General features: G+C 61.5%; 29 protein-coding genes and 2 tRNA genes. 22 read left to right on the forward strand and 9 right to left on the reverse strand.

Annotated elements, in window-relative coordinates:
* Positions 1-94: 94 nt before the first annotated feature.
* From pqqA to DXK50_RS22855, 10 genes are all read left to right on the forward strand, one after another.
* Positions 95-166: a pyrroloquinoline quinone precursor peptide PqqA gene (gene pqqA, locus DXK50_RS22810; RefSeq protein ID WP_003243383.1), complete on the forward strand. Its 72-nt coding sequence runs from the start codon at positions 95-97 to the stop codon at positions 164-166.
* Between the two features lie 47 nt (positions 167-213).
* Positions 214-1,128 carry a pyrroloquinoline quinone biosynthesis protein PqqB gene (gene pqqB, locus DXK50_RS22815; RefSeq protein ID WP_212631835.1) on the forward strand — a complete coding sequence of 305 codons (915 nt, stop codon included), beginning with the start codon at positions 214-216 and terminating at the stop codon, positions 1,126-1,128.
* 23 nt (positions 1,129-1,151) lie between these two features.
* Entirely contained in the window at positions 1,152-1,919 is a 768-nt protein-coding gene (pqqC, locus tag DXK50_RS22820) for a pyrroloquinoline-quinone synthase PqqC (RefSeq protein WP_212631836.1), read from the forward strand.
* A 23-nt stretch (positions 1,920-1,942) separates the two neighbouring features.
* On the forward strand, positions 1,943-2,221 hold the full coding sequence (gene pqqD / locus DXK50_RS22825; RefSeq protein WP_024308567.1) for a pyrroloquinoline quinone biosynthesis peptide chaperone PqqD: 279 nt from the start codon (positions 1,943-1,945) through the stop codon (positions 2,219-2,221).
* Positions 2,193-3,347 (forward strand): pyrroloquinoline quinone biosynthesis protein PqqE, encoded by a 1,155-nt coding sequence (gene pqqE, locus DXK50_RS22830; protein WP_096826274.1) that lies wholly within the window; start codon positions 2,193-2,195, stop codon positions 3,345-3,347. The genes pqqD and pqqE overlap by 29 nt, the downstream gene beginning before the upstream one ends.
* Positions 3,335-5,239 carry a S9 family peptidase gene (locus DXK50_RS22835; RefSeq protein WP_212631837.1) on the forward strand — a complete coding sequence of 635 codons (1,905 nt, stop codon included), beginning with the start codon at positions 3,335-3,337 and terminating at the stop codon, positions 5,237-5,239. The genes pqqE and DXK50_RS22835 overlap by 13 nt, the downstream gene beginning before the upstream one ends.
* A 77-nt stretch (positions 5,240-5,316) precedes the next feature.
* Complete coding sequence (ercA, locus tag DXK50_RS22840; protein ID WP_161867756.1) at positions 5,317-6,480, forward strand: alcohol dehydrogenase-like regulatory protein ErcA; 1,164 nt, start codon at positions 5,317-5,319, stop codon at positions 6,478-6,480.
* Positions 6,464-8,188 carry a hybrid sensor histidine kinase/response regulator gene (locus DXK50_RS22845; protein ID WP_212631838.1) on the forward strand — a complete coding sequence of 575 codons (1,725 nt, stop codon included), beginning with the start codon at positions 6,464-6,466 and terminating at the stop codon, positions 8,186-8,188. The genes ercA and DXK50_RS22845 overlap by 17 nt, the downstream gene beginning before the upstream one ends.
* A 79-nt stretch (positions 8,189-8,267) precedes the next feature.
* Positions 8,268-8,675: a PA2779 family protein gene (locus tag DXK50_RS22850; protein WP_161867754.1), complete on the forward strand. Its 408-nt coding sequence runs from the start codon at positions 8,268-8,270 to the stop codon at positions 8,673-8,675.
* A complete protein-coding gene (locus DXK50_RS22855; protein ID WP_249186979.1) occupies positions 8,660-9,613 on the forward strand; it encodes a PA2778 family cysteine peptidase in 954 nt (317 codons plus the stop codon). Before DXK50_RS22850 ends, DXK50_RS22855 begins: the two co-directional genes overlap by 16 nt.
* Positions 9,614-9,661: 48 nt before the next feature.
* On the opposite strand, the gene DXK50_RS22860 is transcribed toward DXK50_RS22855, so the two are convergent.
* Positions 9,662-10,945, reverse strand: coding sequence for an NAD(P)/FAD-dependent oxidoreductase (locus tag DXK50_RS22860; protein WP_212631840.1), 1,284 nt, complete (start codon positions 10,943-10,945; stop codon positions 9,662-9,664).
* A 184-nt stretch (positions 10,946-11,129) separates the two neighbouring features.
* On the opposite strand from DXK50_RS22860, the gene DXK50_RS22865 reads away from it, so the two are divergent.
* The 10 genes from DXK50_RS22865 (at position 11,130) to DXK50_RS22910 (ending at position 18,912) form a co-directional block, all read left to right on the forward strand.
* Positions 11,130-11,206, forward strand: a tRNA-Val gene (locus DXK50_RS22865).
* 263 nt (positions 11,207-11,469) lie between these two features.
* Positions 11,470-13,392, forward strand: coding sequence for a threonine--tRNA ligase (gene thrS / locus DXK50_RS22870; RefSeq protein WP_161867751.1), 1,923 nt, complete (start codon positions 11,470-11,472; stop codon positions 13,390-13,392).
* Between the two features lie 17 nt (positions 13,393-13,409).
* Positions 13,410-13,943, forward strand: coding sequence for a translation initiation factor IF-3 (gene infC, locus DXK50_RS22875; RefSeq protein ID WP_161867750.1), 534 nt, complete (start codon positions 13,410-13,412; stop codon positions 13,941-13,943).
* A 60-nt stretch (positions 13,944-14,003) separates the two neighbouring features.
* On the forward strand, positions 14,004-14,198 hold the full coding sequence (gene rpmI / locus DXK50_RS22880) for a 50S ribosomal protein L35 (protein WP_003243407.1): 195 nt from the start codon (positions 14,004-14,006) through the stop codon (positions 14,196-14,198).
* 29 nt (positions 14,199-14,227) lie between these two features.
* The gene (gene rplT, locus DXK50_RS22885; protein ID WP_003243409.1) at positions 14,228-14,584 is read left to right on the forward strand and encodes a 50S ribosomal protein L20; all 357 of its coding nucleotides are present in this window, start codon (positions 14,228-14,230) and stop codon (positions 14,582-14,584) included.
* Between the two features lie 96 nt (positions 14,585-14,680).
* The gene (gene pheS / locus DXK50_RS22890) at positions 14,681-15,697 is read left to right on the forward strand and encodes a phenylalanine--tRNA ligase subunit alpha (protein WP_212631841.1); all 1,017 of its coding nucleotides are present in this window, start codon (positions 14,681-14,683) and stop codon (positions 15,695-15,697) included.
* Between the two features lie 41 nt (positions 15,698-15,738).
* On the forward strand, positions 15,739-18,117 hold the full coding sequence (pheT, locus tag DXK50_RS22895) for a phenylalanine--tRNA ligase subunit beta (RefSeq protein WP_212631842.1): 2,379 nt from the start codon (positions 15,739-15,741) through the stop codon (positions 18,115-18,117).
* Between the two features lie 3 nt (positions 18,118-18,120).
* The gene (gene ihfA / locus DXK50_RS22900) at positions 18,121-18,423 is read left to right on the forward strand and encodes an integration host factor subunit alpha (RefSeq protein WP_003243414.1); all 303 of its coding nucleotides are present in this window, start codon (positions 18,121-18,123) and stop codon (positions 18,421-18,423) included.
* On the forward strand, positions 18,404-18,760 hold the full coding sequence (locus tag DXK50_RS22905) for a MerR family transcriptional regulator (RefSeq protein ID WP_013716019.1): 357 nt from the start codon (positions 18,404-18,406) through the stop codon (positions 18,758-18,760). The genes ihfA and DXK50_RS22905 overlap by 20 nt, the downstream gene beginning before the upstream one ends.
* Before the next feature lie 75 nt (positions 18,761-18,835).
* Positions 18,836-18,912 (forward strand) — tRNA-Pro (locus DXK50_RS22910).
* A 95-nt stretch (positions 18,913-19,007) separates the two neighbouring features.
* Here DXK50_RS22910 and DXK50_RS22915 read toward each other — a convergent pair.
* Positions 19,008-20,207, reverse strand: a complete 1,200-nt coding sequence (locus tag DXK50_RS22915) for a tyrosine-type recombinase/integrase (protein ID WP_212631843.1) — start codon at positions 20,205-20,207, stop codon at positions 19,008-19,010.
* A gap of 35 nt (positions 20,208-20,242) precedes the next feature.
* Here DXK50_RS22915 and DXK50_RS22920 point away from each other — a divergent pair, with 35 nt between their 5' ends.
* Positions 20,243-20,479 (forward strand): hypothetical protein, encoded by a 237-nt coding sequence (locus tag DXK50_RS22920; RefSeq protein WP_212631844.1) that lies wholly within the window; start codon positions 20,243-20,245, stop codon positions 20,477-20,479.
* A 292-nt stretch (positions 20,480-20,771) separates the two neighbouring features.
* Positions 20,772-21,980, forward strand: coding sequence for a hypothetical protein (locus DXK50_RS22925; protein WP_249186980.1), 1,209 nt, complete (start codon positions 20,772-20,774; stop codon positions 21,978-21,980).
* 81 nt (positions 21,981-22,061) lie between these two features.
* Here DXK50_RS22925 and DXK50_RS22930 read toward each other — a convergent pair whose 3' ends face one another.
* The 7 genes from DXK50_RS22930 to DXK50_RS22960 form a co-directional block, all read right to left on the reverse strand.
* Positions 22,062-22,232 carry a hypothetical protein gene (locus DXK50_RS22930; protein WP_212631845.1) on the reverse strand — a complete coding sequence of 57 codons (171 nt, stop codon included), beginning with the start codon at positions 22,230-22,232 and terminating at the stop codon, positions 22,062-22,064.
* Positions 22,233-22,235: 3 nt separating this feature from the next.
* On the reverse strand, positions 22,236-22,958 hold the full coding sequence (locus DXK50_RS22935) for a zeta toxin family protein (RefSeq protein WP_212631846.1): 723 nt from the start codon (positions 22,956-22,958) through the stop codon (positions 22,236-22,238).
* A gap of 60 nt (positions 22,959-23,018) precedes the next feature.
* The gene (locus DXK50_RS22940; protein ID WP_212631847.1) at positions 23,019-23,237 is read right to left on the reverse strand and encodes a DUF2274 domain-containing protein; all 219 of its coding nucleotides are present in this window, start codon (positions 23,235-23,237) and stop codon (positions 23,019-23,021) included.
* Complete coding sequence (locus DXK50_RS22945) at positions 23,234-24,496, reverse strand: TraB/TrbI/VirB10 family type IV secretion system protein (RefSeq protein ID WP_212631848.1); 1,263 nt, start codon at positions 24,494-24,496, stop codon at positions 23,234-23,236. The genes DXK50_RS22940 and DXK50_RS22945 overlap by 4 nt, the downstream gene beginning before the upstream one ends.
* A gap of 2 nt (positions 24,497-24,498) precedes the next feature.
* Positions 24,499-25,485, reverse strand: coding sequence for a P-type conjugative transfer protein TrbG (gene trbG, locus DXK50_RS22950; RefSeq protein ID WP_212631849.1), 987 nt, complete (start codon positions 25,483-25,485; stop codon positions 24,499-24,501).
* Complete coding sequence (gene trbF, locus DXK50_RS22955; protein WP_212631850.1) at positions 25,482-26,189, reverse strand: conjugal transfer protein TrbF; 708 nt, start codon at positions 26,187-26,189, stop codon at positions 25,482-25,484. Before trbF ends, trbG begins: the two co-directional genes overlap by 4 nt.
* Before the next feature lie 12 nt (positions 26,190-26,201).
* On the reverse strand, positions 26,202-26,816 hold a 615-nt coding region (locus DXK50_RS22960; RefSeq protein WP_212631851.1), incomplete at its 5' end, for a type IV secretion system protein.

Below are 26,816 nucleotides of genomic sequence, written 5' to 3' on the forward strand. Positions count from 1 at the left end.
CCGATTCATCCCAAAGTACCATTTGGCCTCTTGCCTGGCGGGGGCTTAATGAGGGTGCCGGAATGCCCCGGCGCCATAAAAAGAGGACCGCACCATGTGGACTAAACCCGCCTACACCGACCTGCGTATTGGCTTCGAAGTGACCATGTACTTCGCCAACCGCTGATCGCTCCTGGCCCCGGCACGCCCGGGGCATCCCCCTGGTAATCCGCCATGCAAATCCAGATTCTCGGTTCCGCCGCCGGCGGCGGTTTCCCCCAGTGGAACTGCAACTGCCGCAACTGCCGCGGCGTGCGCGCCGGCACCTTGCGGGCGCAGCCGCGCACCCAGTCGTCCATCGCCATCTCCGACGAAGGCGAGCAGTGGATTCTGTGCAACGCCTCGCCGGACATTCGCGCGCAGATCGAAGCCTTTCCGGCGCTGCAGCCTGCGCGCAAGCTGCGCGACACGGCGATCGCCGGCATCGTCCTGCTCGACAGCCAGATCGACCATTGCACGGGCCTGTTGACCCTGCGCGAAGGCTGCCCGCATCAGGTCTGGTGCACCGAGATGGTCCATCAGGACCTGACCACCGGCTTTCCCCTGTTCAACATGCTCAGCCACTGGAACGGCGGCCTGCAGCACCGGCTGATCGAGCTGGATGCCAAGCCGTTCACCATCCCCGCCTGCCCAGGGCTGAGCATCACCGCCATTGCCCTGCGCAGCAGCGCGCCGCCGTATTCGCCGCATCGCGGCAATCCGCATCCGGGCGACAACATCGGCCTGTTCATTGAGGACTTGCGCACGGGCGGGACCTTGTTCTACGCCCCCGGCCTGGGCCTGGTGGACGAGCAACTGCTGGGCTGGATGCGCCGCGCCGACTGCCTGCTGGTGGACGGCACGCTGTGGCGCGACGACGAGATGCGCGTATGCGAGGTGGGCGACAAGCTCGGCAGCGAGATGGGCCACCTCTGCCAGAGCGGTCCCGGCGGGATGATCGAGTTGCTCGACGGCCTGCCGACCGCACGCAAGATCCTTATCCATATCAACAACACCAACCCGATTCTCGACCTGGATTCGCCCGAGCGTGCCGAGCTGGACGCCCACGGCATCGAGGTCGCGTTCGATGGCATGAGCATCGTTTTGTAGGCTGTGCGCACCGGGGAGTTCTGATGAGCCAAGCTGCCATGACACCTGCCGAGTTCGAGCAGGCGCTGCGCGCCAAGGGCGCGCTGTACCACATCCATCATCCGTTTCATCGCGCCATGTACGAAGGGCGCGCCACCCGCGAGCAGATACAGGGCTGGGTGGCCAACCGTTTCTACTATCAGGTCAATATTCCGCTCAAGGATGCGGCGATCCTCGCCAACTGTCCGGATCGCGAAACGCGGCGCGAGTGGGTCCAGCGCATCCTCGACCACGACGGAGTGCCGGGCGTCGCTACGTCGGGTGAGGAGGGCGGTATCGAGGCCTGGCTGCGCCTGGCCGAGTCCGTCGGCCTTGACCGCGAGCAGGTGCTGTCGCAGGAGCTGGTGCTGCCCGGCGTGCGCTTCGCCGTCGACGCCTACGTCAACTTCGCCCGCCGCGCCAGCTGGCAGGAAGCTGCCAGCAGCTCGCTGACCGAGCTGTTCGCGCCGACCATCCACCAGTCGCGCCTGGACGCCTGGCCGCAGCACTACCCGTGGATCGATGCTGCCGGTTACGACTACTTCCGCAGTCGTCTGAGCCAGGCGCGGCGCGACGTCGAGCATGGCCTGCGCATCACCCTGGAGCACTACCGCACCCGTGAGGCGCAGGAACGCATGCTGAACATCCTGCAGTTCAAGCTGGATGTGCTGTGGAGCATGCTCGACGCCATGAGCATGGCCTACGAGCTGGAGCGTCCGCCGTATCACACGGTGACGGCCGAGCGTGTCTGGCATCGGGGAATCGACCTGTGAGCGGATTGACTGGAACGCCCGACATGACCACCCTGACTTCGCATCACGTGCCGATGATTCGCCGGGGCTTTCGCCTGCAGTTCGAACCGGCGCAGGGCTGCCATGTGCTGCTCTATCCGGAAGGCATGATCAAGCTCAACGACAGTGCCGGTGAGATTCTCCAGCAGGTCGATGGCAAGCGTTCGGTGGCCGAGATCATCGACAACCTGCACCAGCGCTTCCCCGATGTGCCCGGCATCGACGAAGACATCCTGGCCTTTATCGAGGTGGCCCATGCACAGTTCTGGATCGAGCTTCGCTAAAGCAGGTCATGAACCGGGGCCTCCGCTTTGGCTCCTGGCCGAGCTGACTTATCGTTGCCCGCTGCAGTGCCCGTACTGCTCCAATCCCCTGGACTTCGCCAAGCAGGGCGCCGAACTCAGCACTGCCGAGTGGATCGAGGTGTTTCGCCAGGCCCGTGAGCTCGGCGCGGCGCAGCTGGGCTTTTCCGGCGGCGAACCGCTGGTGCGTCAGGATCTGGCCGAGCTGATCGCGGCGGCGCGCGGCCTGGGCTACTACACCAACCTGATCACCTCCGGTATTGGCCTGACCGAAGCACGTATCGCCGAGTTTGCCGATGCCGGGCTGGACCATATCCAGATCAGCTTTCAGGCCGCCGACGAGGAGGTGAACAACCTGCTGGCCGGCTCGCAGAAGGCCTTCGCGCAGAAGCTGGCCATGGCCCGCGCGGTCAAGGCCCACGGCTACCCGATGGTGCTGAACTTCGTCACCCACCGGCACAACATCGACAATATCGAGCGCATCATCGAGCTGTGCCTGGAGCTGGAGGCGGACTTCGTCGAACTCGCCACCTGCCAGTTCTACGGCTGGGCCGAGCTCAACCGCGCTGGATTGCTGCCAACCCGTGCGCAGCTGGAGCGCGCCGAGCGGATCACCAACCAGTGGCGCGACAAACTGGCGGCCGAGAATCACCCGTGCAAGCTGATCTTCGTCACCCCGGATTACTACGAGGAGCGCCCCAAGGCCTGCATGAACGGTTGGGGCAATCTGTTTCTCGACATCACCCCGGACGGCACCGCGCTGCCCTGCCACAGCGCACGGCAGCTGCCGGTGCAGTTTCCCAATGTGCGCGAGCACAGCGTCGAACATATCTGGCGGCATTCCTTCGGCTTCAACCGCTTCCGTGGCGACGACTGGATGCCCGAGCCCTGCCGCAGCTGCGATGAGAAGCACAAGGATTTCGGCGGCTGCCGTTGCCAGGCCTTCATGCTCACCGGCGACGCCAGCAACGCCGACCCGGTGTGCAGCAAGTCGGCGCACCATGAGGTGATTCTCGCCGCACGCCGCCAGGCCGACGAGGCGCCGCTGGGGCTGGATGCCCTGCAGTACCGCAACGACAAGGCCTCGCGGATCATATGCAAGGCGTGAGCGACCCGGACTCGATCTGGAGCGCCGAACAGGCCGCGGCCGCCAGCGCCGATTTTGCCGAGCTGCACGCTGCCCATGGCGGCGTGTTGTGGGTAGCATTCGATCCCGGGCTGGCGCGGTGCGGACTGTTCTTCTGTCGCGATGGCGTGGTGCGCGAGCTGACGCCGCCGGGGTTCTCCGTGCGCAGCCGTGTGTATGAGTACGGCGGCGGCGCCTGCTGCGCCACGGAGCGGGGCGCAGCTTTCGTCAATGAGCGTGATCAGCAGATCTACCATCTGTTGATCACACCCTCTCCCGGAGGAGCGGCTTCAGCCGCGAATCTTGCTGATTCAAGAGAAATCGCGGCTGAAGCGGAATGCCGCCCAGCCGCTCCTACGAATATTGAGCCACAGGCGCTCACGAATCGCGTCAATTGCCGCTACGGCGATTTGTCCTTCGTACCCGCCTGGCAGGCGCTGCTGGCGGTGGAGGAAAGCCACGAGGCGGGCGCGGTCGTGCATCGCCTGGTGCGTATCGGTCTCAGCGGTCATCGCCAGGTGCTGATCGAGGGTGCGGACTTCTATGCCGCGCCGGTGGCTGACTCCACTGGCCAGCGTCTGGCCTGGATCGAATGGGATCGCCCCTACCAGCCCTGGGTCGCCACGCGCCTGTGCCAGCGCGAGTCCGGCGAACGCACCCGCATACTGGCCGGGCAAGGTGGCGATCAGGCCCTGCAGCAGCCGCGTTTCGATGCGCAGGGCCGGCTCTGGGTACTGAGCGACGAAGCCGGCTGGTGGCAACCCTGGTGTGTCGATGGGCAAGCGCAACCTCAGGGCGCTCCCTGCGATCACGCCCCGGCGCCCTGGCAGCTGGGCGGCCGCACCTATCTGCCGCTAGAGAATGATGAGTGTCTGCTGACGCGTTTCGAGCAGGGCGTCGGCATTCTTCTGGTGGGCGCGGCGGAGCCTTACCCAGAGCGGCAGCTGGCCGAAAATTTTACTCGCTTCCGCTCTCTGACCGCCGATGCCAGCCACTTCTACTGCATCGCCGCTGCGCCGGATCGCCTGCCGGCGGTACTCGCCATCGGCCGCAGCGATGGGGCAGTGCGGCTGCTGGCCGGTGGCGATCAGCCGCTGGCTGAAGAACCGTTATCACGGCCGCAGCCGTTGACCTGTGCGGCGGGCGAGGGCGAGCGCTGCCACGGTTTTTTCTTCGCCCCGATTGGTGAGTCCGCGCGTCCGCCGCTGGTGGTCTTCCTCCATGGAGGCCCCACTTCAGCCTGCTACCCGGTGTTCGATCCGCGCATCGCGTTCTGGACGCTTCGCGGCTTCGCCGTGCTCGACCTCAACTACCGCGGCAGCAGCGGTTATGGTCGCGCCTATCGCTTGCGTCTGGCGGGCGGGTGGGGCGAGCTCGAGGTCGAGGACATTCGTGCAGCCATCGAAGCATTGGCCGGCGATGGCCGTATCGACCCGCAGCGAGTCTTCGTGCGCGGCGGCAGCGCTGGCGGTTTCAGCGCGTTGCGCGCGCTGGCCGAACTGCCGCAGCTGCGTGGCGGCGCCAGTCTCTATGGCGTCAGCGACCCGCTGGCGCTACGCCGGGTCACCCACAAGTTCGAGGCGGATTATCTGGACTGGCTGATCGGCGACCCACAGCAGGATGCCGAGCGGTATCGAAGTCGTACGCCGCTGTTGCAGGCCGACAGGATCAGGGCGCCGGTGATTTTCTTCCAGGGCGCGCTGGACGCCGTGGTGGTGCCAAGCCAGACCGAAACCATGGTCGAGGCGCTGCGCAGCCGAGATTTACCGGTGGAATATCACCTGTTCGCCGAAGAACGCCATGGTTTCCGTCAGGCGGCCAATCTGGCCGAGGCCTTGCGCGCCGAACACGCCTTCTATCGGCGGCTGATCTGAACGGAGGTCGCATTGCATAAAACCGGCAATGCAGTAGGCTGAGCGCCATTCCATAACAAGAAATTTCAGGCCGTTGTATGAGCCACGAATTGAATCAGCTGCGAAAGTTCGTTTCCCCCGAGATCATCTTCGGCGCCGGCTCCCGGCATAACGTCGGCAATTACGCCAAGACCTTCGGTGCGCGCAAGGTGCTGATCGTCTCCGATCCCGGTGTGGTCGCTGCTGGTTGGGCCGGTGACGTCGAAGCCAGTCTCCAGGCTCAGGGCATCGCCTACTGCCTGTACACCAAGGTCTCACCCAACCCGCGTGTGGAAGAGGTGATGGAAGGCGCCGAGCTGTATCGCAGCGAAGGCTGCAACGTCATCGTCGCGGTCGGTGGCGGCAGCCCGATGGACTGCGCCAAGGGCATCGGCATCGTCGTTGCCCATGGTCGCAGCATTCTCGAATTCGAAGGTGTGGACACCATTCGCGTGCCCAGCCCGCCGCTGATCCTGATTCCGACCACTGCCGGCACTTCGGCCGATGTCTCGCAGTTCGTGATCATCTCCAATCAGCAGGAGCGGATGAAGTTCTCCATCGTCAGCAAGGCGGTGGTACCGGACGTGTCGCTGATCGACCCGGAAACCACCCTGAGCATGGATCCGTTCCTGTCGGCCTGCACCGGTATCGACGCGATGGTGCATGCCATCGAGGCGTTCGTCTCCACCGGCCACGGCCCGCTGACCGACCCGCACGCCCTGGAAGCCATGCGCCTGATCAACGGCAACCTGGTGCAGATGATCGCCAACCCGGGCGACATCGCTCTGCGCGAGAAGATCATGCTCGGCAGCATGCAGGCCGGTCTGGCCTTCTCCAACGCGATCCTCGGCGCGGTGCATGCCATGAGCCACAGCCTCGGCGGCTTCCTCGATCTGCCACACGGCCTGTGCAATGCGGTATTGATCGAGCACGTGGTGGCCTTCAACTACAGCGCGGCGCCGGAGCGTTTCAAGGTCATCGCCGAAACCCTCGGCATCGACTGCCGCGGTCTGAATCACGCACAGATTCGCCAGCGTCTGGTCGAGCATCTGATCGCCTTCAAGCACGCCGTGGGCTTCCGCGAAACCCTGGCGCTGCATGGCGTCGGCACTTCGGACATTCCGTTCTTGTCCAGTCATGCCATGGACGACCCGTGCATCCTCACCAACCCGCGCGAGTCGACCCAGCGTGACGTCGAGGTGGTCTATGGCGAGGCGCTCTGACGAAGCGCTGGCCGGGCTGCTCGGTCTCGGTAGCCAGTCGGCGCGCAAGAGTCACTATCCCGAGCTGCTGGCGCGCCTGGAAGAGCTGGAAACCGAGCGCAACCGCTACAAGTGGCTGTTCGAGCACGCAGTACACGGCATCATCCAGGCCAGCCTGCAGGACGGCGTGCTGGCGGCCAATCCGGCGATGGCGCGCATGCTTGGCTATGACGATCCGCAGCAGGTGCTCTGGGCACCGGACGACCTGGCCCGGCACCTGTTCGTTGGCGGCTTCGATGAGCTGACGCTGATTCGTGAGCGCCTGAGCCAGGGGCAGGCTCTGCTCGGTTACGAAACGCGCCTGCGCCGGCGCGATGGCAGCACCATCGACGTGCTGATGAATTTGCTGCTCAAGCCTGAGGGCGATGGCGTCTTCGAGGGCTTCGTCGCCGACATCACCGAGCGCAAGCAGGCGCAGAAACGCCTGCAGCAGCTCAATGACGAACTGGAGCGCCGCGTCGCCGCTCGCACCTTCGAGCTGCTCGAGTCCAACCGCAACTTGCAGCGGCAGATCGAGGAGCGCGAGCGCATCGAACTGGCCCTGCGCGAGGCGCGCGACGCCGCCGAGGCAGCCAACCGCAGCAAGGACAAGTACCTGGCCGCGGCCAGTCACGACCTGCTGCAGCCGCTCAATGCCGCGCGCTTGCTGATTTCTACCTTGCGTGAACGCGAATTGCCGAGCGCCGAGCACAATCTGGTGGAGCGCAGCCATCTGGCGCTGGAAGGTGCCGAGGATCTGCTCGCTGATCTGCTGGATATCTCCAAGCTGGACCAGGCTGCGATCAAGCCGGACGTCGATGTCTATCGCCTCGAAGAGCTGCTGGCGCCGCTGGCATCGGAGTTCGACAGCGTCGCCAGTTCCAGTGGCCTGCGTCTGCGTGTGCACATCGCCGACTGTGCGGTACGCACCGACTTTCGCCTGCTCACACGTATCCTGCGTAACTTCCTCAGTAACGCCTGCCGCTACACCGACCGCGGTGGTGTGCTGCTTGGCGCGCGGCGCCGAGGGGCCTTCGTCGAGCTGCAGGTATGGGACAGCGGGCGCGGTATTGCCGCCGATCAGCTGGACAAGATCTTCCTCGAGTTCAACCAGCTGGAAGTCGGCCGCGCCGCCGAGCGCAAGGGCGTCGGCCTGGGGCTGGCCATCGTCGAGCGTATCGCGCGCATGCTTGGTTACCCGATAGAGGTGCGTTCGCAGCCGGGACGCGGTTCGGTGTTCAGCATTCGTGTACCCCTGGCCGAGAAGCTGCCGCTGCGGCAGGTACACTCCGTTGCGCAGCCGGTGCTTGGCAATCCTCTGCCGGGGCGGCGCCTGCTGGTGCTCGACAACGAAGTGGACATCCTGCACAGCATGCAGGCGTTGCTCGGGCAGTGGGGCTGCGAAGTGGTCACGGCGGTCGATCTTAACCAGGCCTTGCAGCGTCTGCAGGGCAGGGCGCCCGAGGTGATCCTGGCGGATTATCACCTCGATCACGGCGTGCTCGGGCGCCAGGTGATTCAGCAGCTACGTGATGAGTTTGCCAGGTCAATTCCGGCACTGATCATCAGCGCCGACCGCAGCGATGCCTGTCGTCGCGAGTTGCAGGCATTGGGCGCGCCCCTGCTGAACAAGCCGGTCAAGCCGGGCAAGTTGCGTGCGGTACTCAGCCAGCTGCTGACTGAAACCTGAACGAGTGCATTTGGCCAAGTGAACCTGAGTGATTTCGATGGTGTCTATTGGCTACCTCGTCCCTCAGGAGATAACCACAATGACAATTGCCATGAACCCCGTTATGCGCCGTCTGGCCGCCATTACCGCGCTGTTCCATCTGCTGCTGGTGGTGCAGATTCCCGCTGCCAACGCCGCGATGATCGGCACCCATGAGGTGATCGCCGAGCAGCAGCACAAGGTCGATCAGGAACAGTTGATGGCCATGCTCGATGACGAACAGGTCAAGGACAAGCTGGTCGCCATGGGCGTTGATCGCGAGCAGGTCGAGTCGCGTATCGCCAGCCTGACCCCGGCCGAACTGGCGCAGTTCAACCAGCAGCTCGATCAGGCGCCTGCCGGTGCCGGTGTGGTGGGCATCATCGTGTTGTTTCTGGTGATCTTCATCATCACTGATATGCTGTGCGCCACCAACATCTTCAATTTCGTCAAATGCATAAATCGCTGATTCGTCTCTGCTGTATCGCTTCGATCGTTCTACTTACAGCCTGCGCTCGGTCTCCGGTGTTATCACCGGAGACCGAGCGTCTGCCTGAACGGGTGGAGCTCACCGACGTTCCCTTTTTCCCTCAGGCTGCATTCCAATGCGGGCCGGCGGCTCTTGCCACCATGCTCAACCAGCGCGGTCTGATGACCACGCCGGGTGTGCTCAAGGACAAGGTCTATCTCCCCAGCCGTGAAGGCAGTCTGCAGGTCGAGATGGTCGCCGCGGCGCGCAGTCACGAAATGCTGGTGTACCCGCTGCAACCGCGGCTGGACGCAGTACTGGCAGAGGTCGCGGCCGGCAATCCGGTGCTGGTGCTGCAGAACCTGGCGTTCGACTTCTATCCGCAGTGGCATTTCGCCGTGGTGGTCGGCTACGACCGCCGTGAGCGCACGCTGATCCTGCGTTCCGGCACCACGCGCCGGCTCGAAGACAGCTTCGCCAGTTTCAACCGAACCTGGGCGCGGGGCGGTCGTTGGGCGGTGTTGACCCTGCCGCCGGAGCGCCTGCCGGCACAGGCCGACATGCACGTCTGGATGAAGGCCGCCAACGATCTCGAGCAAACCGGCAATGCCCAGCCTGCACGGCGGGCCTATCGTCGCGCTACCGAGGCCTGGCCGGAACAGGCCTTGCCCTGGTTCGCCCTGAGCAATAGCCGTTATGCCGATGATGATCGCAAGGGCGCCGAGCAGGCGCTGCGAGAGAGTCTGAAGCGCGAGCCAGGTTTCGCCGCGGGCTGGTTCAACCTGTCTCAGCTGATGGGCGAGCAGGGCTGTGCACGTGAGGCGCAGCAGGCTCAGGCCTGTGCTCAGCGCCTGGCGCCGGAGGATGCACGCTTCGCTGCACCGCCGAAAGCCAGTGGTTCAGGTGGGCAGTGTCAGGCCTTGCCGGCCTGTCCATGAAAGCAAATGAAAACGACGCCCCAGGGCGCCGTTTTTTTCGAGCGTCGCTTACACACCCAGCCTGTCACGCAGCGTGTAGTACCAGGCGCCGATGGCGCTGAACGGCACCTGGAACAGGCGGCCGCCCGGGAAGGGGTAGTGCGGCAGACCGGCGAAGGCATCGAAGCGTTCGGCCTGACCACGCAGGGTTTCGGCCAGCACCTTGCCGGCCAGATGCGTGTAGGTGACGCCGTGACCGCTACAGCCTTGCGAGTAGTAGATGTTGTCGCCGATACGGCCGACCTGCGGCAGGCGCGACAGGGTCAGCAGGAAGTTGCCGGTCCAGGCGAAATCGATCTTCACGTCCTTCAACTGCGGGAAGGTCTTGAGCATCTTGGGGCGAATGATCGCTTCGATATTGGCCGGGTCGCGCGCACCATAGACCACGCCACCACCGTAGATCAGGCGTTTGTCGCCGGTAAGGCGGTAGTAGTCGAGCAGGTAGTTGCAGTCCTCGACGCAGTAATCCTGCGGCAGCAGGCTGGCAGCGACTTCATCGGACAATGGCTCGGTGGTTATCACCTGGGTGCCGCAAGGCATCGACTTGGACGCCAGCTCCGGCACCAGATTACCGAGATAGGCATTGCCGGCGACCACCACGAACTTGGCCTTGATGCGGCCTTCGGGCGTGTGCACCACCGGGTTGGCGCCTCGGTCGATGCGTATGGCCGGGGATTGTTCATAGATCACGCCGCCCAACGACTCCACGGCAGCAGCCTCGCCCAGAGCCAGATTCAGCGGATGGATATGACCACCGCTCATGTCCAGCATGCCGCCGACGTAGTTGTCGGTGGCAACCACTTCGCGGATGCGTTTGGCGTCCATCAGCTCCAGCTGGGTGTGGCCGTAGCGCTCCCACAGCTTCTTCTGCGACTCCAGGTGGCCCATTTGCTTACCGGTGAGCGCGGCGAACACGCCGCCGTCCTTCAGATCGCACTGAATGTCGTACTTGGCGATGCGCTCACGAATGATGCGCCCGCCCTCGAAGGCCATCTGCCCGAGCAGTTGCGCCTGCTTGGGGCCGACCGTGCGTTCGATCACGTCGATGTCGCGGCTGTAGCTGTTGACGATCTGTCCGCCGTTGCGACCGGAAGCGCCGAAGCCGACCTTGGCCGCTTCGACGATGCTGACCTTGAAGCCGTTTTCCAGCAGAAACAGCGCAGTGGACAGGCCTGTATAGCCAGCGCCGATGATGCACACATCGGTCTCCACCTCGCCCTGCAGGGCGGGGCGTTGCGGGGCGTTGTTGGCAGAAGCGGCGTAATAGGATTGTGGATATGCCGTGTGCGCCATCTTGAACCTCTGTTCTTTATTTTTTACGAATGAATCGATGCTACCTGAGTTGAAAATGCCCGGCTAGTGCCCGTGCAAAATATTCAACGTTTCTGCTTCGAATAAAAAATTGGATTATTTCAGTGAGTTAGCGAAAAAATCTGTTGACGGCCAAAAAGATCTGCGTAGAATGCGCACCCATCGAAGGCACATAGCTCAGTTGGTTAGAGCACCACCTTGACATGGTGGGGGTCGTTGGTTCGAGTCCAATTGTGCCTACCAAATCGATAAAAAGGGGTCGCCAGGCGACCCCTTTTTTATTGCCCGAATTTATTGGGTGATAAGTGGTTTGTTTTCAAGCGGCGGCTTGTCAGGGCTCAGGCTTTCTGAAAGTATCCCCGCTCTTTACTTCCAGTGACTCTGGTTCGGTCTGGTTGGTCTTCGGGCTCCTGCCATCGTTGGGCAGACATACCGCCGAATCGCTTCCTGGCTCATCCCAACCCACGTGACCTTTGGTAGGGGTCACCACTAGGAGAGGAGGCGCCATGCCCATCATTACTCTTCCCGACGGCAGTCAGCGTTCGTTCGACCATCCGGTATCCGTGCTGGAGGTTGCTCAATCCATTGGTGCGGGTCTGGCCAAGGCCACCCTGGCAGGCAAGGTGAATGGCAAGCAGGTCGATGCCTGCGACATTATCGATGCCGACGCCACCCTGCAGATCATTACGCCGAAGGATGAAGAGGGGCTGGAAATCATCCGCCACTCTTGTGCTCACCTGGTTGGGCATGCGGTCAAGCAGCTGTACCCGAACGCCAAGATGGTGATCGGTCCGGTCATCGATGAGGGCTTCTATTACGACATCGCCATCGACCGTCCCTTCACGCCGGAAGACATGGCGGCCATCGAGAAGCGCATGGCCGAGCTGATCGACAAGGACTACGACGTCATCAAGAAGATGACGCCGCGTGCCGAGGTGATCGAGCTGTTCAAGTCGCGTGGCGAGGAATACAAACTGCGCCTGATTGACGACATGCCGGACGAGAAGGCCATGGGGCTGTACTTCCATGAAGAGTACGTCGACATGTGCCGCGGTCCGCACGTGCCCAATACCCGTTTCCTCAAGGCTTTCAAGCTGACCCGTATATCCGGCGCCTACTGGCGCGGCGACTCGAAGAACGAGCAGCTGCAGCGCGTATACGGTACTGCCTGGGCGGACAAGAAGCAGCTGGCTGCCTATATCCAGCGCATCGAAGAGGCCGAGAAGCGCGATCATCGTCGCATCGGTAAGCAGCTGGACCTGTTCCATCTGCAGGAAGAAGCGCCGGGTATGGTGTTCTGGCACGCCAATGGCTGGACTGTCTATCAGGTGCTGGAGCAGTACATGCGCCAGGTGCAGCGTGAGAACGGCTACCAGGAGATCAAGACGCCACAAGTGGTCGATCGCATCCTCTGGGAGCGCTCCGGCCACTGGTCCAACTATGCCGAGAACATGTTCACCACCGCATCGGAAAACCGCGACTATGCGGTCAAGCCGATGAACTGCCCGTGCCACGTGCAGGTGTTCAACCAGGGGCTGAAGTCCTACCGTGACCTGCCGCTGCGTCTGGCCGAGTTCGGTGCCTGTCACCGTAATGAGCCGTCCGGCGCGCTGCACGGCATCATGCGTGTGCGTGGTTTCGTACAGGACGATGCGCATATCTTCTGCACCGAGGAGCAGGTGAAGAAGGAGGCGGCCGACTTCATCAAGCTGACGCTCGATGTCTACAAGGATTTCGGCTTCACCGACATCGCCATGAAGCTCTCGACTCGTCCGGCCAAGCGCGTGGGCTCCGAGGAGTTGTGGGATCGTGCCGAGGGTGCGCTGGCCGATGCGCTGAACGAATCCGGCCTTGAGTGGGAATACCAGCCGGGCGAGGGCGCTTTCTATGGTCCGAAGATCGAGTTCACTCTGCGCGACTGCCTGGGTCGTAACTGGCAGTGCGGTACGCTGCAGTACGATCCGAACCTGCCCGAGCGCCTGGATGCCAGCTATATCGCCGAAGACAACAACCGCAAGCGCCCCGTCATGCTGCACCGTGCGATCCTTGGTTCGTTCGAACGCTTCATTGGTATGTTGATCGAGCATTACGCCGGATCTTTCCCGGCGTGGTTGGCTCCGACCCAGGCGGTGATCATGAATATCACCGATAAACAGGCCGATTTTGCTCGCGAAGCAGAGAAAACTCTCAATCAAAGCGGTTTTCGTGCCAAGGTTGACTTGAGAAACGAAAAGATCGGCTTTAAAATCCGCGAGCATACCTTGCTCAAGGTTCCCTATCTCTTGGTCATCGGAGATCGGGAAGTCGAGACACGATCCGTTGCTGTGCGCACCCGCGAAGGCGTCGACCTTGGGTCAATGCCTCTCGAGCAATTCGCCGCGCAGTTGCAGCAAGCGGTTTCCCGGCGTGGTCGCCAAGATTTGGAGTAAGAACTATTAAGCGTGATATGAGACAGGACAAGCGGGCCGCCCCCAAGGCGCCGATCAACGAGAACATCACTGCGCGTGAAGTTCGTCTGATTGGCGCGGACGGCCAGCAGATTGGTGTGGTTTCCATCGACGAAGCGTTGAACGCTGCCGAGGAAGCCAAGCTGGATCTGGTGGAAATTTCCGCAGACGCGGTGCCACCGGTTTGCCGCATCATGGACTACGGCAAGCACCTGTTCGAAAAGAAAAAGCAGGCTGCTGCGGCGAAGAAGAACCAGCACCAGCAACAGATCAAAGAGATCAAGTTTCGTCCAGGGACGGAAGAAGGGGATTATCAGGTAAAACTACGCAACCTGATACGTTTCCTTGAAGATGGGGACAAGGCCAAGGTATCGCTTCGATTCCGCGGCCGTGAGATGGCCCACCAGGAGCTGGGTATGGAGCTGCTCAAGCGGGTCGAACAGGACCTGATCGAGCTTGGCACCGTAGAACAGCATCCTAAGCTGGAAGGACGCCAGCTGATGATGGTCATCGCTCCCAAGAAGCGTAAATAACCTCCCGGGCACTGGCAGGCCTGATGGTTATCAGTTGTTAATGAATGCGGAGTACTAAACATGCCAAAAATGAAAACCAAGAGCGGTGCTGCAAAGCGCTTCCTGAAGACTGCTTCGGGTTATAAGCACAAGCACGCTTTCAAGAGCCACATCCTGACCAAGATGTCCACCAAGCGTAAGCGCCAGCTGCGTGGCAGCTCGCTGATCGGTCCGTCGGACGTTGCAAAAGTCGAGCGCATGCTGCGCGTTCGTTAATCGGTCAAGATACTTAGAGGTAATTACTCATGGCTCGTGTTAAGCGTGGCGTTATCGCTCGTGCTCGTCACAAAAAAATCCTGAAGCTCGCCAAGGGCTATTACGGTGCGCGTTCGCGCGTGTTCCGCGTCGCCAAGCAGGCGGTGATCAAGGCAGGCCAATACGCCTACCGTGACCGTCGTCAGCGCAAGCGTCAGTTCCGTGCACTGTGGATCGCTCGTATCAACGCTGGTGCTCGCGTCAACGGTCTGTCCTACAGCCGTCTGATCGCAGGCCTGAAAAAAGCGTCGATCGAAATCGACCGTAAGGTTCTGGCTGATCTGGCAGTGAACGAAAAAGCGGCGTTTGCTGCGATTGTCGAGAAAGCTAAGGCCGTTCTGGCTTAAGTCCCCCGACAATCACCGGGTTCGCCCGGTGGCAACGTCAAAGATAGGGGAAGAGCCTTAACAGCTCTTCCCCTATTTCGTATCTGGAGTCTGTAAATGGAAAATCTGGATGCATTGGTCTCACAAGCGCTCGAGGCCGTGCAACAAAGCGAAGATGTCAACGCCCTGGAACAGCTCCGGGTCCAATACCTTGGCAAGAAAGGCGAGCTGACCGCCCTGATGCAGACTCTGGGCAAGCTGTCGGCCGAAGAGCGGCCGAAGGCCGGTGCCCTGATCAATACTGCCAAGAACCAGGTGCAAGACGCCCTGAATGCCCGCAAGTCCGTGCTTGAGCAGGCTCTGCTCGCCGAAAAGCTGGCGTCCGAGCGTATCGACGTGACTCTGCCAGGCCGCGGCCAGACCTCTGGCGGTCTGCACCCGGTCACCCGCACGCTCGAGCGGGTCGAACAGTTCTTCACTCATATCGGTTTCAGTGTCGCCGAAGGGCCGGAAGTCGAGGACGACTACCACAACTTCGAGGCGCTCAACATCCCTGGCCACCACCCGGCGCGGGCGATGCACGACACCTTCTATTTCAACGCGAACATGTTGCTGCGTACTCACACCTCGCCGGTGCAGGTGCGCACCATGGAATCGCAGCAGCCGCCGATCCGCATTGTCTGCCCCGGCCGCGTCTATCGCTGCGATTCCGATATCACCCACTCGCCAATGTTCCACCAGGTCGAAGGCCTGTTGGTCGATGAGGGCATCAGCTTCGCCGACCTGAAGGGCACCATCGAGGAGTTCCTCCGTGTGTTCTTCGAAAAGCCGCTGGGCGTGCGTTTCCGTCCTTCCTTCTTCCCGTTCACCGAGCCGTCGGCCGAAGTCGACATGCAGTGCGTGATGTGCTCGGGCAAGGGCTGCCGCGTATGCAAGCAGACCGGCTGGCTGGAAGTGATGGGCTGCGGCATGGTGCACCCGAACGTGCTGCGCATGAGCGGTATTGATCCAGAGAAATATTCCGGTTTCGCCTTCGGCATGGGCGTCGAGCGCCTGGCCATGCTGCGTTATGGCGTCAATGACTTGCGCCTGTTCTTCGATAACGACCTGCGGTTTTTGGCGCAATTTCGCTAGCCGTCTTTCGTGATCGAATTCGTTTAAGGAGAACAGACAACATGAAATTCAGTGAACAGTGGCTGCGCAGCTGGGTGAACCCCGACGTATCCCGCGATGACCTGGTCGCGCGCCTGTCCATGGTCGGCCTCGAGGTCGACGCCGTACAACCGGTTGCTGGTGCCTTCAGTGGTGTGGTGGTCGGTGAGATCCTCAGTGCCGAGCAGCACCCGGATGCCGACAAGCTGCGCGTATGCCAGGTGAGTAACGGTAGCGAGAGCTTCCAGGTCGTCTGCGGTGCGCCGAATGCACGTGCCGGCATCAAGATTCCCTTCGCCATGATCGGCGCCGAGCTGCCGGGCGACTTCAAGATCAAAAAGGCCAAGCTGCGTGGCGTGGAGTCCCAGGGCATGTTGTGCTCGGCTTCCGAACTGCAGATCAGCGAAGACAATAGCGGTCTGATGGAGCTGGCGGCGGACGCCCCGGTCGGTCAGGACATCCGCGTCTACCTGGGCCTGGACGATATCAGCATCGAGATCGGTCTGACCCCCAATCGCGGTGACTGCCTGTCGCTGGCTGGCCTGGCTCGTGAGGTCGGTGCCATGTACAGCGCCGCAGTTTCGCCAGTCGCGATCGAGGCCGTTGCGCCAGTGCACGACGAAGTGCGTCCGGTCGAGGTGCTGGCGCCCAAGGCCTGCCCGCGTTACCTCGGTCGTGTTGTCCGTAACGTCGATCTGTCTCGTCCGACTCCGCTGTGGATGGTTGAGCGCCTGCGTCGTTCCGATATCCGCAGCATCGATGCGGCGGTGGACATCACCAACTACGTGATGCTTGAGTTGGGCCAGCCAATGCATGCTTTCGATCTTGCCGAGATCAACGGTGGCATTCGTGTGCGTATGGCTGAAGAGGGCGAGAAGCTGGTGCTGCTCGACGGTCAGGAAGTCAGCTTGCGCGCCGACACCCTGGTCATCGCCGATCATGGCCGTGCCCTGGCCATCGCTGGCGTGATGGGCGGTGAGCACAGCGGCGTGAGCGACAAAACCCGTGACCTGTTCCTGGAAAGCGCCTTCTTCGACACCATCGCTGTTGCCGGTAAGGCCCGTTCCTATGGCCTGCACACCGATTCCTCGCACCGCTTCGAGCGTGGTGTGGATTCGCAGCTGGCGCGCCAGGCAATGGAGCGTGCGACCGAGCTGCTGCTGGACATCGTTGGTGGCGAAGCCGGCCCGATCATCGAAGCGTGCAACGAGGCCGATCTGCCGAAAGTGGCGCCGATCACCCTGCGTGCCGAGCGCATCAGCCAGATGTTGGGCATGGAAATGGACGGCGCTGAAGTCGAGCGCTTGCTTACCGCGTTGGGGCTGGACATCAGCCCGCAGGGCGCCGGTCAATGGCAGGTCAGCGTGCCGAGCCACCGCTTCGATATCAGCCTGGAAGTGGACCTGATCGAAGAGCTGGGCCGCCTGTACGGCTACAACCGCCTGCCGGTGCGTTATCCGCAGGCGCGTCTTGCGCCCCAATCCAGAGCCGAGGCGCGTGCCGAGCTGCCCGCGTTGCGTCGCCTGCTGGTTGCTCGCGGTTATCAGGAGGCGATCACCTACAGCTTCATCGATCCCAAACTGTTCGAACTGTTCACGCCCGGTGTGGAGCCGCTGCAACTGGCCAATCCGATCTCTGCCGACATGGCCGCGATGCGCTCCTCGTTGTGGCCGGGCTTGGTCAAGGCGCTGCAGCACAACCTCAACCGCCAGCAATCGCGCGTACGCCTGTTCGAAAGTGGCCTGCGTTTCGTCGGTCAACTGGAAGGTCTGCAGCAGGAAGCCATGTTCGCTGGCGTGATCAGTGGCAGCCGCCTGCCGGAAGGTTGGGCCAACAGCCGCGAGAGCGTCGACTTTTATGATCTGAAGGCCGATGTAGAGGCGCTGCTGGGATATGCCGGTGCGGCCGATGCCTTCAGCTTCGTGCCTGGTGAGCATCCCGCCCTGCATCCAGGTCAGACCGCTCGCATCGAGCGGGAAGGGCGCCTGGTTGGTTTCATCGGTGCCCTGCACCCGGAGCTGGCCAGGACTCTGGGACTGGATCAGCCGGTCTTCCTCTTCGAGCTGGTGCTGGCGGAAGTTGCCGCCGGTCGCATGCCGGCATTCAGCGAGCTGTCGCGCTTCCCCGAGGTGCGTCGCGACCTGGCCTTGCTGGTCGATCGCGAGCAGCCGGCCGAAGCCGTGCTGTCAGCTATACGGGAAACAGCAGGTGAATGGCTGACGGACCTCAAGCTATTTGACGTCTATCACGGTAAAGGTATTGATCCGCATAGAAAAAGCCTTGCCGTCGGCTTGACCTGGCAACATCCATCGCGCACTCTTAATGACGATGAGGTGAGTACTACCACGCAAAACATCCTCACCTGCCTCGAACAAAGGTTCAACGCCACGTTAAGGAAGTAGCGTATGGGGGCTCTGACGAAAGCTGAAATGGCGGAACGTCTGTATGAAGAGCTCGGCCTGAACAAACGGGAAGCCAAGGAACTGGTGGAGCTGTTTTTTGAAGAGATCCGCCAGGCTCTTGAGTTGAACGAACAGGTCAAGCTTTCCGGGTTCGGTAACTTCGACTTGCGCGACAAGCGCCAGCGACCGGGCCGTAACCCGAAAACAGGGGAAGAGATTCCAATCACGGCTCGCCGTGTGGTCACTTTTCGTCCAGGGCAAAAATTGAAAGCCAGGGTCGAGGCCTATGCTGGAACCAAGTCATAACGACGAACTACCGGCAATTCCCGGCAAACGCTACTTCACCATCGGTGAGGTCAGCGAACTCTGCGCGGTCAAACCCCACGTTCTGCGTTACTGGGAACAGGAATTCCCACAGCTCAACCCGGTCAAGCGGCGGGGCAACCGCCGCTATTACCAGCGCCAGGACGTGCTGATGATTCGGCAGATTCGAGCGCTGCTGTACGATCAGGGCTTTACCATCGGCGGAGCGCGGCAGCGCCTTTCCGGTGACGAAGCCAAGGACGACACCACCCAGTATCGTCAGCTGATCAAACAGATGATTGCCGAGCTCGAGGATGTATTGCACGTGCTGAAGAAGTAAGACGAAGAAAAAGTTGCCTTATTTCAAAAGCTTAATGTATAGTTCCTCCCGCTTTCGGTCATTCGGAAGCATCGTCGGGGCGTAGCGCAGCCCGGTAGCGCACTTGCATGGGGTGCAAGGGGTCGAGTGTTCGAATCACTCCGTCCCGACCAAAAAATCCCTAGAAAATCCAGTCACTTAGCGGTGACTGGATTTTTTTATGGGCGCTTCACACGTAGAAGCGTAGGGACTTTTGCGGGACTTTTTTTCATCCTGCCATTCTCCTCAAAATTGTCAGGGCCGGACCGCGCGAGTCGGTGGCCGAAATCCTGTTGGCTTCATCGATCAGTTTGCCCAACTCGGCGGCTGAGTAGTGACTGGTGATGCTACCGTTCTTGTGCCCCAGCAGAGCCTTCCTGTCTTCCTCCGTTACCCCAGCTGCCCGAAGTCTTCGGCCGAAGGTGTGCTTTAGATCGTGGACGCGGATCGAAGCAAATCCAGCTGGGGCAGGGCGCATAAAACGCTCCTGAAACTTCTTCGCTGCTCTGACCCTGGCTTTCTTCCATGCTGAATCGTTCATCCGGTGAACGGGGGTGGCCTTGCCGTTTTGATCGGGTTGTCCGTAAGGAAATACCCAAACCGGATCAAGCCCACGCTGTCCCTCGATGACCGACTTGGCTACGTTGTTGAGTACAACGAGGCGCTCGTCGCCGTTCTTGACCCCGGAGCTCTCATGCCGGCCACCAAAATCCGCCGGTATGAGAAATACGCTGGTGTTGAGCTCAGGAATCGGTATCTCCCAATCCCAGCGAAGCTTCACAACCTCCTGTTCGCGTGAGCCGCTGTTGACCTTGTACAGGGCCATGCGGCGCAAATGATCAGGCAGTTCGGCGAAGAGAATCGACTGCTCTTCCCAGGACATCGGGTAGGGCATGCGTCTGGTTTTCTTCTCTTCCAGCTTGGTGATCATCGGTACTACGTCGAGCCAGGGACGCTTCTGCTCATCACGCCATTTTCGGGCGCATAGATTCAAGATGCGTATGACGCGTTCCAGGGCGATGTTCACCGTGCGGTGTGAGACGCCAGGCTTCAACTTGCCATCGCTGGTTCTGGTGCTCTTGAGTCGATCCCTTATGTAGGGCGCCAGAGTCTCGTCGTCGACATGAGTCAGAGGCTGGTCGCCAATATACGGGTCCAACTGCTCCAGATAGATGGCCGTGAGGCCTATCGACGGCTGATCCTTGAATTCGGTCAGGTAACGCGTAGCGGCTTCCCGCCACGTTCTGATCTTGCGGACGCCGTAGATCTTCTGTTCCCGGAGCTTTTCCAGCTTGTGTATCAGGTATTGCTCTGCCTCCTTCCTATCGCTTGATCCAGTGCTTTCCTGAATTCGCTGACCTCTGAAGACCTTGTCGATGTGCCAGGTCCCGTTCCTTTTGTAGAGGCCGCTAATGGTTTTTCGCGCCATGGTTTTCCTCCTTGGCGCTCGCTGCGGGAGTGATCATGTCCCTTGGCACCTTCCTTTTCAATGATGGCCCGGTCGATGTAGGCGTCTGCCCAGGCATCCAGCTCTTGGCGATCAAAGCCGATGCCTTGCACTCCAATGCGGAATTCCCGCACGTAAGGCCGGACGGTTTTGTTGAATTCTGTGCGGCACATGCCGAGGTAGGCGGGGGCTGCACTGGCTCGCAGGATTCGGGGTGGGCAGGTGATCAAGCGTGCGGCTATCTGTTCAGATGATGCGGGCATGAATGTCGCCTCCTTATCGGCCCTGATCCGTGCTGCAGATGCTGTCCGCTGCTCGCTGGACGAACAACGTGGTGGAGGGGGCTGCGGAGGGTTTGGTACAACAACCGTTTTGGCTCGGTTTGACCTGATGAATCGTGGCGTATGGCCTGTCGTTGGCTGGTGCGGTGATATCAGGCTTAAGGATTGATGCGTGTCTTCCGAAGAGGTATCTCAGCAACCTGATTCCAACTCTGGTGGCCCAGTCAGTCGTGAGGAGATGTACGCAGAGGTGTGGCGGTTTCCCATGACCAAGATCGCGGATCATCACCGTGTTTCTTCCAGCTTCTTGGCGCGCGTGTGTACCCGGATGAATGTCCCGCGGCCGCCGCGTGGGCACTGGGTAAAGCTGGCGAATGAAATACCGAGTCCTCAGCCACCACTGCCTGAGGCTGGGCCCGGTGACCTTCAGGTATGGCGCAGGGGAGATGCTCTTGGTGCTGTTTCTCGACCGGTCCCGAAGGCACCTGCACCGCGCAAAATCAAACCCGAACAGCTCCGCATATCGCGATCAAGGCAGCATCCTGTTGTCGTGGGGGCGTATGAGGTCTTTGAGCAGGGGCGCGTCATAGACCAAGGATTCCTCAAGCCAGGTAGGCAGCGCCTGGTGGATGTCGTGGTGACCAAGCCTCAGCTTGAGCCTACACTGAAGCTGGCGAATCAGCTGTTTCTCAAGCTGGAGGCTGCCGGCCATCGCGTGATGTTTGCACCGAGTGACCGAATCTATGCCCGGGCCTCGTTTGATGAACATGAGCACCCACCCAAGAAGCCAAGGCACCGGCATCCGGCGTTGTGGTCACCATCCAAGCCCACAGTGGTTTTCGTCGGGACGGTTGCCATTGGGCTGACGTTGTTTGAGATGACTGAGGAGCTGGAGGCCCGCTACATCGATGGCAAGTACATCCCCACCTCTAAGATACCGTCGCAGCAGATGCGCCGCTTGAGCTCAACCTGGAACTGGTCTACTCGGATGGACTTTGCGACCGGCTGCCTCTGCATAAGGGCGTTCTCGCCATATCCGTGGACTGATTGGTCTCAGAGTTGGAAGGAGGCTAAGCAAAGCTCGCTTCGTGGCCAGCTGGATGAGATCGTCCAGCAGCTCACGGACGCCGCCCCTGTAATTGCCGGACTGGTAGAGGAGGCCGAGGAACAGGCCAGAATTCGGCAGCAGGAGTGGAAGGAGCAGATTCGCCGGCGTGAGGAGAGGGAGCGGATTCGACTACAAAATGAGGCAAGGGAGCAGGCGAGGGCTGACTTGCTGTGTGCCATCAAGCAGTGGGATGACATCAAGCGGATCCAGGCCTTTTTCAGTGATGCGGAGAGTTCCGTGTTGAATCTGCCCGAAGCTGTGCGGTGCATTGCTATGGAAAAGCTCGCCCAAGCGCGTGAGCTTGTTGGTGAGCTGGATCCGCTACAGGCGTTGCTGGAATGGAAGGGGCCTCAAGATCGACTCTAAAGCTCGGTAGATCCATCGGGGTGTCTTCTCCCACAAAAAAGCCGCCTGAGACTGGCGGCTTTTTGCAGAGCAGCACTTATTTCAGGCAAGCGCCTGAGTCTCTCTAATGTTCTTCGCTTCTTCGAGCACCTTGCGCTGGCTTTCGATAGCGCGAGCAGACGCAGCACCATAAGCGGCGCGCTTAGCAGCATCAGAATTGCTTCTGAAAAAGCTCGATAGGGGGCTCGGGTTGCCCGCATGAACTCTTTTCATCGATTAGGCCTCGGTTAAAATTCGATCAAGCTCAGTGGCAGAGTATCCAAAGGTGACCAGAGCGTCAATTTCGTCGGCGCCGACGTTGAGCTCCACGGCTTGGTTACTCCCGTCAGTGTCTTTGATGATCAGGTCAACCTTGAGTTGCAAGCGATAGCTTTGCTTTAGCATCTTCACAACTCCCTTCGCTGCGAAAAGCTGCCTGATGAACTCGGCCTTCGGGATGTTTCTTCCCTCGGTAAGCTCCCGAGCTTTCACAAACTCCCAGGCGAGCAAGGGATCCTGATAGACGTAGACGATAGTGATGTCCCTGTTGCGCCTCAAGGAACGCTCGACGTTTCGTCTGGCTACCTGCTCGTTGGCGAGCGTTCCGTCCAACAAAAATGACTGGCGTTGTTCAAGGACGAGGTCATGCAGGCGCTCGACGATACTGTTCACGGCTCGTTGGAACAGTCGGGAGTTGTTACCTGCGTACTCGGGAAAATAGGTTCGTAGGTCATCTGGGTCGATTCGCAGAGCTCTCGCCCCGACATCTTCGAAGCCTGCAATCAGGGCTTTAGAAACCTCCGTTTTTCCTGCGCCGGGGGAGCCGGCCATGAAAACCGAGACAGGCGTTTCCTCCCCAGGGTATGCCCTGACATCTGCTATTTCCCTGGCGATGCGAGTCCTGTTTGCTTTTGCGAAGGCAATCGCCCGCTGCTCAATACCTACTTCTTCTTCCGTCATCGATCGTTACAGTGTTCTCGATTTTGTGAAGAAGCCTAACAGTGTGGCGACGGCCTGTCCTCAACTCGACGCTGCCTTCCTGAATACCCGATCTCTCGTCATAAACGTTTCCAGCATGTGCGGGATGAGCGTCAGCGCGTCGATTTCTTCACCATAGGTTTGCGAGTGCAGCGCCGCGTAGCGCTCGAGGTCAGCCTTCAGGCTGGCCGGGCAGGTGAAGGTCAGCTTCAGGTTCTCGGTTTTCGGCAGCGGGCCGAGGCGCAGTTTGGTCGTGCTCATTGCGAACTCCTTTGTTGAACTGTGATGGGCTGGTAGGGGCGCAGCACCAGGTCGCGGTTGACGATCACGCGCACTGGCAGACCCGGACGCTGGGTCAGGGTGGGCTGGATATCGAGGTTGCGGCGGGTGACCTCCTGGCCGATCTGATTCACCGTGTCCTGCAGGCTGTCGCGTCCGGCGATGATGATGCGGTCGCCGTCGGTGCGACTGGTCGGTGCCGCCAACTCGGCTCCGATACCCAGCAGGCTGGTCATGGCCGCGCCGGCGACGATCCGATCCCAATGCCAGTCGACGCCATCCTCGAGACCGGCATAGCCGGCGTCGTCGGTACCGACCAGGTTGTCGAGCTGGAAAGATGAGGTGTCCGGAAAAATCATCCGCTGCCACACCACCTGCACGCGGCTTTGTCCGTAGCTCACCTGGCTGTTGTAGCGACCCAGCAGGCGGGCGCCTTGGGGGATAAGCACGTGTTCACCGGTGGCACTGTCGTAGACCGGCTCGGTCACCGTGGCGATCACGTCGCCGGGTAGATCCGACTTGATGCCAGTTACCAGTGCTGCCGCGATGACGGTGCCGGCCATCACCTGGTAAGGCGACTCAGGCATCTGCAGCAATCCGGAATTACGGATTTGTGCGTTTACGGATTTACTGAGAAACGCCTCGTTCCGCTCCTGCTGCGTTGGTGTTCCTGCGGCGGCTACTGCGCCTGACGAAGCCATACCCAGAGCCGGGGAATCGAGTTGAGCGCCACCACCAGATGCGATATTTGAATTCCGCGCGCTGCTGGTCTGGAAAAACACCGAGGACTGCGCTGCTTCCTCGGCTTCCTTGAGCAGGGCCAGGCGCTCTGCTTCAGCGGCATCCGGACCGTGCCCATAGCCCTGCGCCTGCTGCTCTGCCCTGAGGATTGGCCCGCCCAGATCGCCGGGCAGTGGCGGCCCCAGTTGCGGTATCTCGGGAGACGGTGGAGGCGGTAACTGCGAGTAGTCTGATGGTAACTGCTCCAATCCCTCGGAGCGTGCCACACGGTCGACATTGTATAGCTCGTTCGGCTCGGCGCCCTGTCGGCGCTGCTGCGGCTGCAGCGACCACAGCATGGCTCCGAGTACCGCAGCCGATAGGCCACCCACCACTACCGCCAGCATGCGTGGGTTGAGGCGGGTGACCGGGCGAGGCTTGGCGCGCAGCTCCAGCGACTCCGGCGCCTCCTTGTGCGGCAGCGAGGTTGCTGCGGCTTGGTTGTCGTTCTTGGCCGTCATGCTCAGGGCCTCCGTGCCACGCCGTCGGTGCGCTCGATCCGCACCAGGTCGCCCTTGTCGGCGCCCAGGCGCAGCTCGGCCGCACCGAACAGACGGTCGACGATGTAGTAGGGCGAGCGGAAGCGGTAGTTGACCAGTTGTCCGTCTCCTTCCGGGCCAATCACGAACAGCGGAGGCAACTCGCCTTGGGCGATGCCAGCCGGGAACTGGATATACACCTTGCGGCCGTCGTCGAAGGCGCGCAGCGGCTTCCAGGGTGGATTGCTGCCGCTGATCGCATAGCGAAAGCGCAACTGCTCCAAGACCAAGCCTGCGTCCACTGGCGCCGCGGCCTGAGCGGCACTGGCACGGCGTTGCAGGGCGAGCATGCGATCCTTCGGATAGTTCCAGGACACCGACGCCATCCAGGCCTGCTCGGTGGAAATCAGCTCGATCAGATAGGTGCGGCGCGTGGTGGTGATCACCAGGTTGGTCTTGAGATCGACCCGCGTCGGCTTGATCAGCACGCTGGTGCGTAACTCGTCGCCGCTACCGCTGGTGGTATCGCCGACGATCCAGCGTACGGTGTCGCCGGCGGCCACGGTGATCAGTTCCTCGCCGGGCTGCAGGTTGATCGCCGTCACCCGACCCGGGCTCGCATACACCTGATACAACGCGCCATCGGAGTAGGGCCACACCTGGATGGCGTTGATATAGCCCTCGCGGCTCGGTGCCACCCGAGCCTCGCGATTGGCGCGCGAGACTTGCACGCGCTCGTCGGCCGGTTCCTTGGCCGGCTTGCTGCGCTGAGTTTCCGGCAGTGGCTTGAGCTGTGCGGGCAGGGCCAGGGGTTTGGGTACTTCCACCACTTCGATGGGCTTGGGCGGCTCCGGCAGGCGCTGCGCTTCTACCGGTTCATCCAGCGCGATCACTGGTGGTTCCTGGCTGGCGCAGCCGGCCAGCACGCTCAGCAGCAGAGGGCAGATAGAAAGATGTAGGGACGTTTTCATGGTTTCTTCGCTCCTTCCGTAGTGTCCAGTTCGCGGCTCCAGGACAGGCCGTTGACGTAGATGCCGAGCGGGTTGCGGCGCAGCTTTTCCTCGGTGCGTGGAGGCTGCAGTACCAGCGAGATCACCGCGGTCCAGCGCTCCAGGCCGGCGGCCGAACCATTCACGAAGCGACGTTCGATCCAGCGCACCTGGAACGAGCTGTCACTGGCACGCACCACGCTGGTGACCTCAACCGACACCGACTCCTTGCCGACCCGAGTGAAGGGATCGTTGGCGCGGGCATAGTCGTTGAGGGTGGCCGCGCCGCGGTCGGTGGTGGAGTAATAGGCCTCCAGCCAGTTCTGCCGCACCACCACCGGATCGATCGATATCGAGCGCACCTGCTCGATAAAGCGCGCCAGGTGATGGGCGATTTGCGCATCCTGGGGTTGGTAAGGGCTGGCGGCTTCGCCGACCGCGCGTACCTGACCAAGGTTGTCGACCTCCACCACATAGGGCGTAACCGTCGACTGCGCCGAACGCCAGACCAGTCCGCCTGCCATCAGCAGCGCCAGGCCCAGACAACCGAAGGCCATCAGTCGCCAGTTGCGTGCCTGCGCCAGGCTGCTGCCCATGCGCAGGTCCCAGGCCTGTGCTGCGGCCTGGTAGGGTGTGATGGGTTGGGGGGTGTCGCTGTAGCGCACCCGTGGACGTGTGAATCGCATCTTCGTCCTCCTTTACGAATTCGATGGGTCGCGGATCTGCGGCCCAGGTGATGAACCACCGCCATCGCCACCACGAAGGGTGTGGGCGACCGTACTGGTGGCCTGTGAGAGTTGTTGCCTGCGCTGCAGGCGCCTGGCCCAGTCGGGCTGTTTGGCAGGGGCAGTTACAGGGGCGGAAGCGGCGGGGGTGCCACTTGCCGCAGCGCTGGAAGAAGCTCCTGCCAGAGAGCGAGCGCCGCCCATTGCCAAGCGTGCTGCACCGGGCGCCATGCGTGCACCGGCCAGCACCGCGCCGCCGACACCCGTGGCGACTGCAGCCGCACCTGCTGCCATGCCCGCCGCACCTAGCGCAGTACCGGCTGCGGCGCCAGCACCCAGTTGCGGTGCACCGGAGACCAACCCGGTGGCAATGCCTGGGCCGAAGATGCCCAGGCCGAGCAAGACCAGCGAGGCGAGCATGACCACTAGCGCATGGTCGATGGAGGGCTCGTCCGGCACAGCCTGGAACTCGGCGAACAGCCCGCTGCCAATGCCGACGATCACGGCCAGCACCAGCACCTTGATGCCGGACGCGACCACGTTGCCCAGCACCTTCTCGGCGAGAAAGGCGGTCTTGTTCCACAGCGC

The sequence above is a fragment of the Pseudomonas sp. KB-10 genome (genome assembly GCF_018221585.1).
GTDB lineage: Bacteria > Pseudomonadota > Gammaproteobacteria > Pseudomonadales > Pseudomonadaceae > Aquipseudomonas > Aquipseudomonas yangonensis.

Coding starts and splice junctions, on each gene's coding strand:
- pqqB (WP_212631835.1), top strand. CDS start 214: ATGCAAATCCAGATTCTCGGTTCCGCCGCCGGCGGCGGTTTCCCCCAG.
- pqqC (WP_212631836.1), top strand. CDS start 1,152: ATGAGCCAAGCTGCCATGACACCTGCCGAGTTCGAGCAGGCGCTGCGC.
- pqqD (WP_024308567.1), top strand. CDS start 1,943: ATGACCACCCTGACTTCGCATCACGTGCCGATGATTCGCCGGGGCTTT.
- pqqE (WP_096826274.1), top strand. CDS start 2,193: ATGCACAGTTCTGGATCGAGCTTCGCTAAAGCAGGTCATGAACCGGGG.
- DXK50_RS22835 (WP_212631837.1), top strand. CDS start 3,335: ATGCAAGGCGTGAGCGACCCGGACTCGATCTGGAGCGCCGAACAGGCC.
- ercA (WP_161867756.1), top strand. CDS start 5,317: ATGAGCCACGAATTGAATCAGCTGCGAAAGTTCGTTTCCCCCGAGATC.
- DXK50_RS22845 (WP_212631838.1), top strand. CDS start 6,464: ATGGCGAGGCGCTCTGACGAAGCGCTGGCCGGGCTGCTCGGTCTCGGT.
- DXK50_RS22850 (WP_161867754.1), top strand. CDS start 8,268: ATGACAATTGCCATGAACCCCGTTATGCGCCGTCTGGCCGCCATTACC.
- DXK50_RS22855 (WP_249186979.1), top strand. CDS start 8,660: ATGCATAAATCGCTGATTCGTCTCTGCTGTATCGCTTCGATCGTTCTA.
- DXK50_RS22860 (WP_212631840.1), bottom strand. CDS start 10,945: ATGGCGCACACGGCATATCCACAATCCTATTACGCCGCTTCTGCCAAC.
- thrS (WP_161867751.1), top strand. CDS start 11,470: ATGCCCATCATTACTCTTCCCGACGGCAGTCAGCGTTCGTTCGACCAT.
- infC (WP_161867750.1), top strand. CDS start 13,410: ATGAGACAGGACAAGCGGGCCGCCCCCAAGGCGCCGATCAACGAGAAC.
- rpmI (WP_003243407.1), top strand. CDS start 14,004: ATGCCAAAAATGAAAACCAAGAGCGGTGCTGCAAAGCGCTTCCTGAAG.
- rplT (WP_003243409.1), top strand. CDS start 14,228: ATGGCTCGTGTTAAGCGTGGCGTTATCGCTCGTGCTCGTCACAAAAAA.
- pheS (WP_212631841.1), top strand. CDS start 14,681: ATGGAAAATCTGGATGCATTGGTCTCACAAGCGCTCGAGGCCGTGCAA.
- pheT (WP_212631842.1), top strand. CDS start 15,739: ATGAAATTCAGTGAACAGTGGCTGCGCAGCTGGGTGAACCCCGACGTA.
- ihfA (WP_003243414.1), top strand. CDS start 18,121: ATGGGGGCTCTGACGAAAGCTGAAATGGCGGAACGTCTGTATGAAGAG.
- DXK50_RS22905 (WP_013716019.1), top strand. CDS start 18,404: ATGCTGGAACCAAGTCATAACGACGAACTACCGGCAATTCCCGGCAAA.
- DXK50_RS22915 (WP_212631843.1), bottom strand. CDS start 20,207: ATGGCGCGAAAAACCATTAGCGGCCTCTACAAAAGGAACGGGACCTGG.
- DXK50_RS22920 (WP_212631844.1), top strand. CDS start 20,243: ATGTCCCTTGGCACCTTCCTTTTCAATGATGGCCCGGTCGATGTAGGC.
- DXK50_RS22925 (WP_249186980.1), top strand. CDS start 20,772: ATGACCAAGATCGCGGATCATCACCGTGTTTCTTCCAGCTTCTTGGCG.
- DXK50_RS22930 (WP_212631845.1), bottom strand. CDS start 22,232: ATGAAAAGAGTTCATGCGGGCAACCCGAGCCCCCTATCGAGCTTTTTC.
- DXK50_RS22935 (WP_212631846.1), bottom strand. CDS start 22,958: ATGACGGAAGAAGAAGTAGGTATTGAGCAGCGGGCGATTGCCTTCGCA.
- DXK50_RS22940 (WP_212631847.1), bottom strand. CDS start 23,237: ATGAGCACGACCAAACTGCGCCTCGGCCCGCTGCCGAAAACCGAGAAC.
- DXK50_RS22945 (WP_212631848.1), bottom strand. CDS start 24,496: ATGACGGCCAAGAACGACAACCAAGCCGCAGCAACCTCGCTGCCGCAC.
- trbG (WP_212631849.1), bottom strand. CDS start 25,485: ATGAAAACGTCCCTACATCTTTCTATCTGCCCTCTGCTGCTGAGCGTG.
- trbF (WP_212631850.1), bottom strand. CDS start 26,189: ATGCGATTCACACGTCCACGGGTGCGCTACAGCGACACCCCCCAACCC.